Annotated in this window: 14 protein-coding genes and 1 pseudogene; 7 read left to right on the plus strand and 8 right to left on the minus strand. The window is 70.9% G+C overall.

The window, feature by feature from the left end:
- Positions 1–252: pseudogene (locus A5700_RS05730) on the minus strand (protein translocase subunit SecD); the annotation flags it as partial.
- A gap of 57 nt (positions 253–309) precedes the next feature.
- Complete coding sequence (yajC, locus tag A5700_RS05735) at positions 310–654, minus strand: preprotein translocase subunit YajC (RefSeq protein WP_068069870.1); 345 nt, start codon at positions 652–654, stop codon at positions 310–312.
- A 209-nt stretch (positions 655–863) separates the two neighbouring features.
- On the opposite strand from yajC, the gene gabT reads away from it, so the two are divergent.
- Together gabT and car are read left to right on the plus strand one after the other, a co-directional pair.
- On the plus strand, positions 864–2,204 hold the full coding sequence (gene gabT, locus A5700_RS05740; RefSeq protein WP_068069873.1) for a 4-aminobutyrate--2-oxoglutarate transaminase: 1,341 nt from the start codon (positions 864–866) through the stop codon (positions 2,202–2,204).
- Positions 2,205–2,351: 147 nt separating this feature from the next.
- Positions 2,352–5,876 (plus strand): carboxylic acid reductase, encoded by a 3,525-nt coding sequence (gene car / locus A5700_RS05745; protein ID WP_068204524.1) that lies wholly within the window; start codon positions 2,352–2,354, stop codon positions 5,874–5,876.
- 60 nt (positions 5,877–5,936) lie between these two features.
- On the opposite strand, the gene A5700_RS05750 is transcribed toward car, so the two are convergent.
- The 5 genes from A5700_RS05750 to ruvC form a co-directional block, all read right to left on the minus strand.
- On the minus strand, positions 5,937–6,632 hold the full coding sequence (locus tag A5700_RS05750) for a hypothetical protein (protein ID WP_068066046.1): 696 nt from the start codon (positions 6,630–6,632) through the stop codon (positions 5,937–5,939).
- 118 nt (positions 6,633–6,750) lie between these two features.
- Entirely contained in the window at positions 6,751–7,137 is a 387-nt protein-coding gene (locus tag A5700_RS05755; protein ID WP_068066043.1) for a DUF1304 domain-containing protein, read from the minus strand.
- Between the two features lie 20 nt (positions 7,138–7,157).
- Entirely contained in the window at positions 7,158–8,213 is a 1,056-nt protein-coding gene (gene ruvB, locus A5700_RS05760; RefSeq protein ID WP_068066040.1) for a Holliday junction branch migration DNA helicase RuvB, read from the minus strand.
- Positions 8,210–8,815 carry a Holliday junction branch migration protein RuvA gene (ruvA, locus tag A5700_RS05765; protein ID WP_068204527.1) on the minus strand — a complete coding sequence of 202 codons (606 nt, stop codon included), beginning with the start codon at positions 8,813–8,815 and terminating at the stop codon, positions 8,210–8,212. Before ruvA ends, ruvB begins: the two co-directional genes overlap by 4 nt.
- Positions 8,812–9,378 carry a crossover junction endodeoxyribonuclease RuvC gene (gene ruvC, locus A5700_RS05770; RefSeq protein WP_068072439.1) on the minus strand — a complete coding sequence of 189 codons (567 nt, stop codon included), beginning with the start codon at positions 9,376–9,378 and terminating at the stop codon, positions 8,812–8,814. Before ruvC ends, ruvA begins: the two co-directional genes overlap by 4 nt.
- A gap of 181 nt (positions 9,379–9,559) precedes the next feature.
- Between ruvC and A5700_RS05775 the strand changes: the two genes are divergently transcribed.
- The 5 genes from A5700_RS05775 to A5700_RS05795 are packed head-to-tail and all read left to right on the plus strand — an operon-like array spanning position 9,560 to position 13,167.
- Positions 9,560–10,171, plus strand: coding sequence for a DUF4178 domain-containing protein (locus A5700_RS05775; RefSeq protein WP_068072436.1), 612 nt, complete (start codon positions 9,560–9,562; stop codon positions 10,169–10,171).
- Between the two features lie 15 nt (positions 10,172–10,186).
- Positions 10,187–10,693 (plus strand): DUF2617 family protein, encoded by a 507-nt coding sequence (locus A5700_RS05780; RefSeq protein WP_068204530.1) that lies wholly within the window; start codon positions 10,187–10,189, stop codon positions 10,691–10,693.
- The gene (locus tag A5700_RS05785; RefSeq protein ID WP_068072458.1) at positions 10,690–11,121 is read left to right on the plus strand and encodes a DUF4247 domain-containing protein; all 432 of its coding nucleotides are present in this window, start codon (positions 10,690–10,692) and stop codon (positions 11,119–11,121) included. The genes A5700_RS05780 and A5700_RS05785 overlap by 4 nt, the downstream gene beginning before the upstream one ends.
- Before the next feature lie 28 nt (positions 11,122–11,149).
- Positions 11,150–11,605 (plus strand): DUF350 domain-containing protein, encoded by a 456-nt coding sequence (locus A5700_RS05790; RefSeq protein ID WP_068072430.1) that lies wholly within the window; start codon positions 11,150–11,152, stop codon positions 11,603–11,605.
- Positions 11,602–13,167, plus strand: coding sequence for a polyamine aminopropyltransferase (locus A5700_RS05795; protein ID WP_068072427.1), 1,566 nt, complete (start codon positions 11,602–11,604; stop codon positions 13,165–13,167). Before A5700_RS05790 ends, A5700_RS05795 begins: the two co-directional genes overlap by 4 nt.
- Before the next feature lie 9 nt (positions 13,168–13,176).
- Here A5700_RS05795 and A5700_RS05800 read toward each other — a convergent pair whose 3' ends face one another.
- Positions 13,177–13,929, minus strand: coding sequence for a YebC/PmpR family DNA-binding transcriptional regulator (locus tag A5700_RS05800; protein WP_068072424.1), 753 nt, complete (start codon positions 13,927–13,929; stop codon positions 13,177–13,179).
- Between the last annotated feature and the right edge of the window lie 7 nt (positions 13,930–13,936).

Here is a 13,936-nt window from a genome sequence, read left to right on the forward strand (position 1 = left end):
CGAGACACCGAGCCCGTTCACCCGGGCGCTGATGATCTGCTGCGCCTGGGCCAGCGCCTCACGGCTGGGGCGCGAGCCGTCCGGCGTGCGCGCGGTGAGGGTGACGCGGGTGCCGCCCTGCAGGTCGATGCCCAGCTTGGGCGCCGCCCGCTTGTCCCCCGTGAGAAACACCAGCAGGTAAACGCCGACCAGCAACAGCAGGAAAACCGACAGGTAGCGGGCAGGGTGCACCGGCGCCGAAGACGATGCCACGTTCCTTATATCTCCTCGAGAATCGCTTTCTAACCCGGACAGAGCCTACGTGCCCGGTCAGGAATCCTCGATCACCCGGCTCTGATCGACCGGGCCACCCGCCTCGGCCACACCGTCGGCGTGCTCGTCGTCAAGGTCGGCGTCGTCGGTGATCCGGTCGCGGATCGCCAGCTTCATCCAGGTGGTCACCACCCCGGGCGCGATCTCCAGGTCGACGTCGTCGTCGGTGATCGCGACGACCGTGCCCTGCAGCCCCGACGTCGTGTGCACCCGGTCACCCGGGCGCAACGACTCGTGCAGGTCGATGGTCGCCTGCATCGCGCGCTTCTGGCGCCGCGACGCGAAGTACATGAAGCCGCCCATGATGAGCACGAACGGCAAGAACATGATCAAGCTCTCCATGGACGTGCCTGCCTTCCGTCGTGAATTTTCGGGTACCCCCGTCGGGGCGGCGCGGCTCGGACGCACACCTGTACCGACGGTCCAGTGTGCCCCTAGTTTGGCAGGCCGCGGGCGGCGGCCGACCGGGCCGGTGCACGGGAGGCCGGCCGGCGCCACGCCGGATAGGCTCGTGGTGGCCGCGACGCGCGCGGCCCGTGAAGGGGGATGTGGTGGCCAGCCTCGAACAAACTCGCCAACTGGTCACCGAGATTCCCGGGCCGGCGTCGCTCGAACTCAACAAGCGACGGGCCGCCGCGGTCTCGCACGGCGTCAACGTCTCGGTGCCGGTGTTCGTGGCCCGCGCGGGCGGCGGCATCCTCGAGGACGTCGACGGCAACCGGCTCATCGACCTGGGCTCGGGCATCGCCGTGACCACCATCGGCAACTCGTCGCCGAAGGTCGTCGACGCGGTGCGCGCGCAGGTGGCCGAGTTCACCCACACGTGCTTCATGGTGACGCCGTACGAGCAGTACGTCGCCGTCGCCGAGGAGCTCAACCGCATCACCCCCGGCACAGGCGAGAAGCGCTCCGTGCTGTTCAACTCTGGCGCCGAGGCGGTCGAGAACGCCGTCAAGGTTGCGCGGTCCTTCACGCGCAAGCCGGCCGTCGTCGCGTTCGACCACGCGTACCACGGCCGCACCAACCTGACGATGGCGCTCACCGCCAAGTCCAAGCCCTACAAGAACGGCTTCGGCCCGTTCGCGCCGGAGGTCTATCGGGCGCCGCTGTCCTATCCCTACCGCGACGGGCTGCTGGACAAGGAGCTGGCCACCGACGGCGAGAAGGCCGCCGCCCGCGCCATCGGCGTCATCGAGAACCAGGTCGGCGCCGACAACCTGGCCGCCCTTGTCATCGAGCCCATTCAGGGCGAGGGCGGGTTCATCGTCCCGGCCGAAGGCTTCCTGCCCGCGCTGCTCGCGTGGTGCCGCAAGAACGACGTGGTGTTCATCGCCGACGAGGTGCAGAGCGGGTTCGCCCGCACCGGCGCCATGTTCGCCTGCGAACACGAGGGCATCGAACCCGACCTGATCTGCACCGCAAAGGGCATCGCCGACGGGCTGCCACTGTCCGCGGTCACCGGCCGCGCGCAGATCCTGGACGCGCCGCACGTCGGCGGTTTGGGGGGCACCTTCGGCGGTAACCCCATTGCCTGTGCGGCCGCCCTGGCCACCATCGCCACGATCGAGAACGACGGCTTGATCGAGCGAGCCCGACAATTGGAACGACTCATCACGGAACCGTTGTTGCGGCTACAGGCCAGTGATGACCGAATCGGCGATGTCCGCGGCCGCGGCGCCATGATCGCCATCGAATTGGTGAAATCTGGAACCGCCGAGCCCGACGCGGAACTCACCCAGAAGCTGTCCACCGCCGCGCACGCGGCCGGCGTCGTCGTGCTGACCTGCGGCATGTTCGGCAACGTCATCCGGCTGCTGCCCCCGCTGACCATCACCGACGAGCTGTTGGCCGAAGGGATCGACGTCCTGGCCCAACTGCTGCACGAACTCTAGAGCCGGCCATCGCCCCTGGTGGGCAATCTCACACCGCCAACACTCGGGCAGGTCGTGGAGGAATAAGGTTACTTTAGCTAACGTTCTAAGTGTCAGCGCGTAGCGCAGATTTAACTAACTATCTTTTATTTGCAAGGGGAACTGTCTATGTCGACCACCAACCTCGACGAGCGGCTGGCCCGCCGCGTCGAAGACCTCACCGCCAACGACCCGCAGTTCGCCGCCGCCAAGCCGGACCAGGCGATCACCGACGCCCTCGAGCAGCCCGGCCTGCGGCTGCCGCAGATCATCCAGACCGTGTTGGAGGGCTACGCGGACCGCCCGGCGCTGGGACAGCGCTCCGTCGAGTACGTCAAGGACCCGGCCACCGGCCGCACCACCTTCGAGCTGCTGGACCGCTTCGAGACCTTCACCTACGGCGAGGTGAACGAGCGCGTGTCCGCGCTGGGCCGCGCCTGGGCCACCGAGTCCGTGCGCCCCGGCGACCGCGTGTGCGTCCTGGGCTTCAACAGCGTGGACTACGCGACCATCGACATGGCGCTGGGACAGATCGGCGCGGTCTCCGTGCCGCTGCAGACCAGCGCGTCGATCACCGGCCTGCAGCCGATCGTGGCCGAGACCGAGCCAATCCTGGTCGGCGCCAGCGTCGCCCAGTTGAACGACGCCGTCGAGCTGATCCTGGGCGGTGACCACCGGCCCGCCAAGCTGGTTGTCTTCGACTACCACCCCGAGGTGGACGACGAGCGCGAGGCCGTCGAGGACACCCGCGCGCGCCTGAGCGACGCCGGGGTCGCCGTCGAGACGCTGGCCGAGGTCTTGGAGCGCGGGCGGCAACTGCCCGCCGCCGAGCCGCCCGCCACCACCGAGGACGACCCGCTGGCCCTGCTGATCTACACCTCGGGCAGCACCGGCGCGCCCAAGGGCGCGATGTACCCGCAGAGCAACGTCGGCAAGATGTGGCGCCGCGGCAGCAAGAACTGGTTCGGGGAGAGCGCCGCGTCGATCACGCTCAACTTCATGCCGATGAGCCACGTCATGGGCCGCGGCATCCTCTACGGCACGCTGGGCAACGGCGGCACCGCGTACTTCGCGGCCCGCAGCGACCTGTCGACCCTGCTGCAGGACCTCGAGCTGGTCCGGCCCACCGAGCTGAACTTCGTCCCGCGCATCTGGGAGACGCTGTTCGGTGAATACCAGCGCCAGGTCGAGCGGCGGCTGCCCGACAACGCCGACAGCCAGGCCCGCAAGGCCGTCGAGGAGGAGGTCCTCGAGGAGCAGCGCCAGTACCTGCTGGGCGGGCGCTACATCTTCGCGATGACGGGCTCGGCGCCCACCTCACCTGAACTGCGCAACTGGGTCGTGTCCCTGCTGCAGATGGACCTGCTCGACGGCTACGGCTCGACCGAGGCCGGGATGGTCCTGTTCGACGGCGAGATCCAGCGACCGCCCGTGGTCGACTACAAGCTCGTCGACGTGCCGGACCTGGGTTACTTCAGCACCGACCGCCCGTACCCGCGCGGGGAACTGCTGCTCAAGACCGAGAACATGTTCCCGGGCTACTACAAGCGGGCCGAGACCACCGCCAGCGTCTTCGACGAGGACGGCTACTACCGCACCGGTGACGTGTTCGCCGAGACGGCTCCCGACCGGCTGGTCTACGTCGACCGGCGCAACAACGTGCTCAAGCTGGCCCAAGGCGAGTTCGTGACCCTGGCCAAGCTGGAGGCCGAGTTCGGCAACAGCCCGCTGGTGCGACAGATCTACGTCTACGGCAACAGCGCCCAGCCCTACCTGCTGGCGGTCGTGGTGCCCACCGAGGAGGCGCTGCAGCGCTGGGACGGCGACGAGCTCAAGGGCAAGATCGCCGACTCGCTGCAGACCGTCGCCCGGCAGGCCAACCTGCAGTCCTACGAGGTGCCGCGCGACTTCATCATCGAGACCGAGCCGTTCACGCTGGAGAACGGGCTGCTGACGGGGATCCGTAAGCTGGCCTGGCCCAAGCTCAAGGCGCACTACGGCGACCGCCTCGAGGAGCTCTACGCCAAGCTCGCCGAGGGCCAGGCCAACGAGCTGGCCGAGCTGCGCCGTAGCGGCGCGGACGCGCCGGTGCTGCAGACCATCAGCCGGGCTGCGGCCGCCATGCTGGGCACCGCGACCTCCGAGCTGACGCCCGAGGCGCACTTCACCGATCTCGGTGGTGACTCACTGTCGGCGTTGACGTTCGGCAACCTGCTGCGCGAGATCTTCGACGTCGACGTGCCGGTGGGCGTGATCGTTAGCCCGGCCAACGACCTGCAGGCGATCGCGAACTACATCGAGGCCGAGCGGCAGGGCACCAAGCGGCCCACGTTCGCGGCCGTGCACGGCCGGGGTGCCACCACGGTGCACGCCAGCGACCTGACGTTGGACAAGTTCCTCGACGAGGCCACCCTGAGCGCCGCGCCGACCCTGCCCAGGCCCACCACCGAGGTGCGGACCGTGCTGCTCACCGGCGCGACCGGCTTCCTGGGGCGCTACCTGGCGCTGGAGTGGCTCGAGCGGATGGACCTCGTCGACGGCAAGGTGATTGCCCTGGTCCGCGCGAAAAGCGACGCCGAGGCCCGGGCCCGGCTCGACAAGACCTTCGACAGCGGGGACCCCAGGCTGCTGGAGCACTACCGCAAGCTGGCTGCCGACCACCTCGAGGTGATCGCCGGCGACAAGGGCGAGGCCAACCTCGGCCTGGACTCCCAGACGTGGCAGCGGCTGGCCGACACGGTCGACCTGATCGTCGACCCGGCGGCCCTGGTCAACCACGTGCTGCCGTACAGCGAGCTGTTCGGGCCGAACGCGCTGGGCACGGCCGAGCTGATCCGCATCGCGCTGACCAGCAAGCTCAAGCCGTACACCTACGTGTCGACGATCGGCGTCGGCGACCAGATCAAGCCGGGCGAGTTCGTCGAGGACGCCGACATCCGGCAGATCAGCGCCACCCGCGCGATCAACGACAACTACGCCAACGGCTACGGCAACAGCAAGTGGGCCGGCGAGGTGCTGCTGCGTGAGGCCAACGACCTGTGCGGGCTGCCGGTCGCGGTGTTCCGCTGCGACATGATCCTGGCCGACACCAGCTACGCCGGACAGCTCAACCTGCCGGACATGTTCACCCGGCTGATGTTGAGCCTGGTCGCCACCGGGATCGCGCCCGGCTCGTTCTACGAGCTGGACGCCCAGGGCAACCGGCAGCGGTCGCACTACGACGGCCTGCCGGTCGAGTTCATCGCCGCGGCGATCTCCACGCTGGGGGCGCAGGCCCTCGACGGGGCCGCGGGGTTCCAGACCTACCACGTCATGAACCCCTACGACGACGGCATCGGGCTCGACGAGTACGTCGACTGGCTGGTGGAGGCCGGCTACTCGATCCAGCGCATCGCCGACTACGGCGAGTGGCTGCAGCGGTTCGAGGGCGCGATGCGGGCCCTCCCGGACCGGCAACGCCAGTACTCGTTGCTGCCGCTGCTGCACAACTACCAGCACCCGGAAAAGCCGATCACCGGGTCGATGGCGCCGACGGACCGCTTCCGCGCCGCGGTGCAGGAGGCAAAGATCGGGCCGGACAAGGACATCCCGCACGTGTCCGCGCCGGTGATCGTCCAGTACATCACCAACCTGGAGCTGCTCGGCCTGCTCTGACCGCGCAACGCGAATCGCCCAGCCCCCGCGGGGCTGGGCGATTCGTCTTTCCGACGGTGATCAGCGTTGCGGGTGCGGCCACCGCAGGTAGGAGGCGTTGCCGCCACTGGCCGTCGCGGGCGTGCGCTGGCGCCGCCAGCCCCGCTTGGGCGGCTCGGGCTCGGCCACCTCGGCGGCGGGAACCCGCGGCCGGGTCAGCGCGCTCGAGGACACCTCGGACTGCTCGTAGTTGGCCTCGCGGTACGGCTCGACGGCCGGAGCCGCCGCCACGGGTTGCACGTCACGCGCCAACCGCACGGCCGTGCGGGCCAGCGCCATGCCGGCGAGCAGGATGATCAGCGCGCCCAGGCCCGAGAAGTAGGACAGCTCGAGGGCGGCCCGCTTCCGGTCGGTCGCCGCGATCGGGTCGCCGGCCGAGCCGATACCCAGCAGCGGCGCCACCTGGTTTCCGACCACGAACCAGGCGCCGGCCAGCACGGCCAGCCAGCCGCCCACCATCGCGGTGGCACGGTGGCCGGCCAGGATCAGCAAGAGGCCGCCCACCACGGCGGCGGCGCCGGGCAGCACCTCGAGCCAGCCGCGGGCGGCGCTCCACGCCCAGTCGCGGTCGGGCGTGTAGGCGAAGTTGAAGCGCGGACCGACGAAGGGAATCAGCGCCCCCCACGCCCCCAAGATGACCAGCAGCAATCCGCTGACCGCGCCACGCGATCGAGGCATCCTGAGCCCGCGCGCGCGGTCGTCCTCTGCGTATTTCATGACATCTCCTCGCTAGATACCGGGCGGTTCTCCGGCGACGCCTGATTACCCGGCACTTTGCAGAAGTAACCTGGGCGGCTGCGCCGGCCCGTGGCCACTGCGGCTGGTGAGGCTGCTGTTACGCGATGTGACCGATCAGCAACAGCACGATCGCGAGCACCGGAAACGCCCCCTGCGTCACCGCGGCGCGGGCCTTGTCCCGCGCGGACGCCAGCAGTACCACCGCGGCGGCGGCCATCGAGCCGACGCCGGCGAAGACGAGCGCCGCCCCAACGGCGTTGTGTCCCAACGCGATTGCGGCGATACCCACTCCGGTGACGATCGCGAGGAACAGGTTGTAGAAACCCTGGTTGAAGGCCAGCAACTTGGTGGTTTCGGCCTCCTCGGCGGTGGTGCCGAAGGTGGCGCGGGTGCGCGGTGAGGTCCAGGTCAACGATTCCATCACGAAGATGTAAACGTGCAGTAACGCCGCCAGCGCGGCGACGATCAAACCGCCAGTGAGCACCGGAATCCTCCTCGCACGAGTTACTCGAACAGCCCGGGCTGACCCAGCGCCGTCACCGCCGCGGGCGGCGCCATGCCCAGGTGGGTCCACGCCTGGGCCGTGGCCACCCGCCCGCGCGGCGTGCGGGCGACCATCCCGGCGCGCACCAGAAACGGCTCGCACACCTCCTCGACGGTGGCGGCCTCCTCCCCCACCGCCACCGCCAGCGTCGAGACGCCCACCGGGCCGCCGCCGAAACTGCGGGTCAGCGCCGACAACACCGCCCGGTCCAGCCGGTCCAGGCCCAGCTCGTCGACGTCATAGACCTGCAGCGCCGCCTTCGCGACGTCGCGGGTGATCACTCCGTCCGCCCGCACCTCGGCGAAGTCGCGGACCCGGCGCAGCAGCCGGTTGGCGATCCGCGGCGTGCCGCGCGAGCGCCGGGCGATCTCCTCGGCCGCGTCGGCGCCCACCTCGATGCCCAGGATCCCGGCGGAGCGGGCCAGCACCCGCTCCAGCTCGCTCGGCTCGTAGAAGTCCATGTGGGCGGTGAACCCGAACCGGTCCCGCAGCGGGCCGGTGAGCGCGCCGGAGCGCGTGGTGGCGCCGACCAGGGTGAACGGCGCCACCTCCAACGGTATCGAGGTGGCGCCGGGGCCCTTGCCGACCACCACGTCGATCCGGAAGTCCTCCATCGCCAGGTACAGCATCTCCTCGGCGGGCCGCGCGATGCGGTGGATCTCGTCGATGAACAGCACGTCATGCTCGACCAGGTTCGACAGCATGGCGGCCAGGTCTCCGGCGCGCTCCAACGCCGGGCCGGACGTCATCCGCAGCGACGACCCGAGCTCGGCGGCGATGATCATGGCCAGCGACGTCTTGCCCAGGCCCGGCGGCCCGGACAGCAGGATGTGGTCGGGGGTGCCGCCCCGGTTCTTCGCGCCCTCGATGACCAGCTGCAACTGCTCGCGCACCCGCGGCTGGCCGATAAACTCGCGCAGCGACCGGGGGCGCAGGCCGACGTCGATGTCCCCCTCCCCGGGGACCAGAGCCGCCGATACGTCGCGCTCGGCGTAGCCGTCCGGAAACTCGCTCATCGCGACTTGCCCAGCAGGGACAGGGCGGCGCGCAGGGCGCCGGAGGTGGTGGCCTCCGGGTCGGAGGCGAGCACCTTGTCCGTCGCCTCCTCGGCCTGCTTGCCGACGAAGCCGAGGCCGACCAGGGCCTCGACCACCGGGCCGCGGACGGCGTGGCCGTTGCGGACGGCGGGGGCGGCCGCGCCGCCCGCCGCGGCATCCACCGGGCCGATCTTGTCGCGCAGCTCCACGATCATCCGTTCGGCGCCGCGCTTGCCGATCCCCGGCACCCGGGTCAGCGCCGTCACGTCGCTGTCGTGCAGCGCCCGGCGCAGCGCGGCGGCGTCGTGCACGGCCAGCGTCGCCATCGCCAGCCGGGGGCCGACGCCGGAGACGGACAGCAGCGTCGAGAACAGGTCCCGGTCGTCGGCGTCGGTGAAGCCGTACAGCGTCATCGAGTCCTCCCGCACGATCATCGCGGTGAGCAGGCGGGCCTCCGCCCCGGTCCGCAGGGTCGCCAGCGTCGACGGCGTCGCGTTCACCCGGTAGCCCACGCCGGCGGCCTCGATCACCGCGTGGTCGAGCGCCACCTCGAGCACCTCACCGCGCACCGAGGCGATCATCGCGCGGCCCTGCGCGTGGCGTCCAGCTTTGCCCGGTAGGCCTGCCGGTGCCGCGCGGCCAGCGCCTCGGCCGCCGCCATCCGGGCGATCATCGGGGCCCGCCAGCAGTGGCAGATCGCCAGGGCCAGCGCGTCCGCCGCGTCGGCCGGCGTCGGCTTCGTCTGCAGCCCCAGGATTCGGGTCACCATCGCGGTGACCTGGGCCTTGTCGGCCGCGCCGTTGCCGGTGACCGCGGCCTTGACCTCGCTGGGGGTGTGGAAGTGCACGGCGATACCGCGCTTGGCCGCCGCCAGCGCGACGACGCCGCCGGCCTGGGCGGTGCCCATCGCGGTCGAGACGTTGAGCTGGGAGAACACCCGCTCGACGGCGACGACCTCCGGCTGGTGGGTGGCCAGCCAGTGTTCGACCGCGTCGCTGAGCTGCAGCAGGCGCTCGGCCAGCGGCGCGTCCGACGGGGTGCGCACCACGTCGACGTCCAGGGCGACCACGCGTCGCCCGCTCCCGCTCTCGACCACCGACAGCCCGCATCGGGTCAGCCCGGGATCGACGCCCATCACGCGCATTCCGGCTCCCACCTGTAGAACAGCTGTTCGATACCCTAGCGGCGCGCGGTGACCGGCCCGGGCAGGACACGCGGCGACGTGGCCGATTGCCGGTCGCGAGGTTTAGGCACCCGACCGGGCCAAAGCTGTTAGCTTTAGCCCCACACGTTCGCTCAAGCCTCGTCGGGATGGAACAAGTAGCGTGGGATCTCTGCTGGTCATCGTCGCCATCGTGCTGTTCATCGCGTCCATCGTGGTCCTCGTGATCGCTTTGCGGCGGCCCAAGCGCCCGGCCCCGCCGGCCGGCCGACCAGACCCGCTGGCCGCCGACGCGCTACCGCAGTTCGGGCCTCGGCAGCTGGGCCCCGGCGCCATCGTCAGCTACGGCGGCGTGGACTACATCGTCCGCGGCTCGGTCACCTTCCGTGAGGGCCCGTTCGTGTGGTGGGAACACCTGCTCGAGGGCGGCGACCAGCCGATCTGGTTCAGCGTCGAGGAGGACGACGGGCGCCTCGAGCTGGCCATGTGGGTGACCCGCAAGGATTTGTGGCTGCGGCCCGGGGACCCCTACGTCGTCGACGGGGTGGCGTTCCACGAGTCGGAGCGGGGCCGCGCTTCCTACACCACCGAGGGCACCACCGGGTTGCCGGCCGGCGGCGAGATGGAGTTCGTCGACTGCACCAACGCCGACGAGACCGCGCTGCTCTCGTTCGAACGGTGGGCCCCCGACATGCCGTGGGAGATCTCCACCGGCAAACCCGTGGTGCCGGGCGAGCTGACCGTGTATCCGGCGCCCCCGCCCACCCCCGCGTAGGGCGCGGGAGCTCCGGTGCCCCTCCACCACCTCGCGGTGACCCCCACGGACGTGTCCGGGGAGCGCCTCGGCCTGGCCCTCAACGCGCCGGTCCCCGCGCCGCTGGCCACCTGCCGCCTCGAGCACCCGGGCGGCGGCGCCGTGCTGCTCGGCGTGCTCGGCGCCTCCCACGTGGTGGCCGTCGAGCACGCCGCGGGCCGGTTCTCCGAGGAGGTGTCCTGCTCCGCCCGCAGCGCCGGCGCCGATCTGCCGCGGCGCACCGCCGGCCCCGGCTACCTTCTGCACTCGCGCACCGAGGCCCGCGACGAGCCCGGTTTCCGGCGCCTCGCCCGCACTCTGCGCGAGCGGTGCGCCGCAGAACCCGGGTGGCTGGGCGGCAGCTTTCCCGGCGACGACGCCGCGCTGACCGTCCTGGCCGCCGAGCCCGACGGGCCCGGCTGGCGCTGGCAGACGTGGCACCTGTACCCCGGGGCGTCGGGGGGCGGGACGGTGGTGCACACCGCGAGCCGGTGGCGACCGTGAGCCGCAACCGGCTCTTCGTCATCGCCGGCGTGCTGGCGCTGGCGGCCACGCTGTGCCTGGTCTTCGGAATCATCCTGCTGCAGAAGAACGTCGCGTCCTACGTCGCCGGGCACTACCACCAGTACGCCCGGGACGTGAACGGGACCCGATATCAGTGCAGCGGCAAGCCCGACGACGTCGCGGACACCCTCGCCGACTACGCCGAGCCCGACGCGCGCGCCGACAGTGACAGCACCGAGTACCTGCGCTACCCCAACAACATCGTCATCGTCGGACCCGACGGGCAGTATCCGTGCACCATCCGCGTCGAGCCGCTCAGCGCCGGCTACAGCCACGGCGCCTTCGTCTTCCTCGGTCCCGGATTCAGTCCCGGATCACCGTCGGGCGGCGCCGGCGGCACCCCGGGCGGGCCCGGCGGAACCAAGTGACGGCACACCACCGATAAAGGAGACAACCATGTACCTCGCCGTCGAGATCGGCACGGTCGACCTCAACCCCGTCCTCAAGGGCGCGGTCGCCACGATCCTGTACTTCCTGGTCGGGATGGGCGTCCTGCTCGTCGGCTTCTATGCGGTGGACGTGCTGACGCCGGGCAAGCTGCGTCAGCTGGTGTTCGTCGAACGCCGCCCCAACGCCGTCGTCGTCGCCGGCGCCATGTACATCGCCCTGACCATCGTCATCATCACCGCGATCACCGACAGTTACAGCCAGCTGGGTCAGGGGCTGGTCGGCGTGGCTGTATACGGGCTGATGGGTGTCGTGCTGCTGGGCATCGCCCTGCTGGCCATGCACCTGCTGATCCCGGGCAGCTTCCACGAGCATGTCGACGAACCGCAGCTGCACCCGGGGTCCTTCGCCGTGGCGCTGATCCTGCTCGCCGTCGGAGGGGTCACCGCCGCCGCGGTCTCATGACCACCGAGCGGACGCCGGCGCGCTGGCGCGCGGTCCTGCTGGCCGCCGTCGCGGCGTGCGCGGCCTGCGGCATCATCTACGAACTCGCGCTGCTGACCCTGTCGGCGAGCCTCAACGGCGGCGGCATCGTCGCCACCTCGCTGATCGTGGCGGGCTACATCGCCGCCCTGGGGGCCGGTGCCCTGCTGGTCAAGCCGCTGCTGGCGCGGGCGGCCATCACCTTCGTCGCCGTCGAGGCGTTGCTCGGCATCGTCGGCGGGCTCTCCGCGGCGGCCCTCTACGTGGTGTTCGCCTTCCTGGAGGGCGACGGCTCGACATGGGTGCTGGCACTGTGCACGGCCCTGATCGGGGCGCTGGTCGGTGCGGAGGTGCCGCTGCTGATGACGCTGCTGCAGCGCGGCCGTGTGGCGGGCGCGGCCGACGCCGGCCGCACGCTGGCCAACCTCAACGCCGCCGATTACCTCGGCGCCCTGCTCGGCGGGCTGGTGTGGCCCTTCCTGCTGCTGCCGCAGCTCGGCATGATCCGCGGCGCGGCGGCCACCGGCATCGTCAACCTGGCCGCGGCCGCGGTGGTGGCGGTGTTCCTGCTGCGGCGGGTGGTGTCCACGCGGCAGCTCGTCACCGCGCTGTGCGCGCTCACCGCCGCGCTCGCGGTGCTCGCGACGCTGCTGGTGCGCTCGGCCGACATCGAGACCACCAGCCGGCAGCGGCTCTACGCCGACCCGATCATCGCCTACCGGCACACCGCGTACCAGGAGATCGTGGTGACCCGCCGCGACAACGACACCCGCCTCTACCTCGACGGGGGCCTGCAGTTCTCCACCCGCGACGAGTACCGCTACACCGAGAGCCTGGTGTACCCGGCGCTCGGGGGCCGCGCCGGCGGCGCGCGCTCGGTGCTGGTGCTCGGCGGCGGCGACGGCCTGGCCGCGCGCGAGCTGCTCCGCCAGCCGGGCATCACCGCGATCGTGCAGGTCGAACTCGACGCCGCGGTGATCGACATCGCCCGCACCACGTTGCGCGACGCCAACGCCGGCGCACTCGACAACCCGCGGGTGGGGCTGGTGATCGGCGACGCGATGAGCTGGCTGCGCACCCCGCACCCGGAGCTGCGCCCGGCCGCGGGGTTCGACGCGGTCATCGTCGACCTTCCCGATCCCGACACCCCCGCGCTGGGCCGGCTGTACTCCACCGAGTTCTACGCCCTGGCGGCCGGCGCACTGGCGCCCGACGGGCTGTTGGTGGTGCAGTCGGGCAGCCCCTTCTCGACCCCGACGGCGTTCTGGCGCACGGTGTCGACGATCCGGGCCGCCGGCTGCGCGGTCACCCCGTACCACGTGCACGTGCCGACCTTCGGGGACTGGGGATTCGCGCTGGCCCGGCGGTCCGGCGCCGCGCCGGTTCCGACGCTGCCGGCCGGCGCTCCCCCGCTGCGCTTCCTCGACCAGCGGGTGCTGGATGCCGCCACCGTGTTCGCCGGCGACGTCGCGCCCCGCGACCTCGAGCCGTCGACGCTGGAGCACCCGCGCGTCGTCGACGACATGCGCCACGGCTACAACTGACGCCGGGGGTTACGCCTCGATCTGCGCCAGGATCTCGTCCGGGATGTCGGCGTTGGTGAAGACGTCCTGCACGTCGTCGCTGTCCTCCAGCGCGTCGACCAGCTTCATCACCTTCTGCGCGCCGTCGGCGTCCAGGGGCACCGTCACCGACGGCTGGAACCCCGCCTCGGCGGAGTCGTAGTCGATGCCGGCCTCCTGCAGCGCGGTGCGCACCGCCACCAGGTCACCGGGCTCGCTGATGATCTCGAAGCTGTCGCCCAGGTCCGTGACGTCCTCGGCGCCGGCGTCGAGAACCGCGGCCAGCACGTCGTCCTCGGTGAGGCCGTTCTTCTCCAGGGTGATGACGCCCTTGCGGGAGAACAGGTAGGCCACCGACCCGGGATCGGCCATGGTGCCGCCGTTGCGGGTCATCGCCACCCGCACCTCGCTGGCGGCCCGGTTGCGGTTGTCGGTCAGGCACTCGATCAGCACCGCGACGCCGTTGGGCGCGTAACCCTCATAGGTGATGGTCTGCCAGTCGGCGCCGCCGGCTTCCTCGCCCGCCCCGCGCTTGCGGGCCTTTTCGATGTTGTCGTTGGGGACCGAGCTCTTCTTGGCCTTCTGAATGGCGTCGTAGAGGGTCGGGTTGCCCGCCGGGTCACCGCCGCCGACGCGGGCCGCGACCTCGATGTTCTTGATCAGCCGGGCGAACATCTTGCCGCGGCGGGCGTCGATGACGGCTTTCTTGTGCTTGGTGGTGGCCCACTTGGAATGGCCGCTCATCGCTGTC

The sequence above is a fragment of the Mycobacterium sp. E1214 genome (genome assembly GCF_001666755.1).
GTDB lineage: Bacteria > Actinomycetota > Actinomycetes > Mycobacteriales > Mycobacteriaceae > Mycobacterium.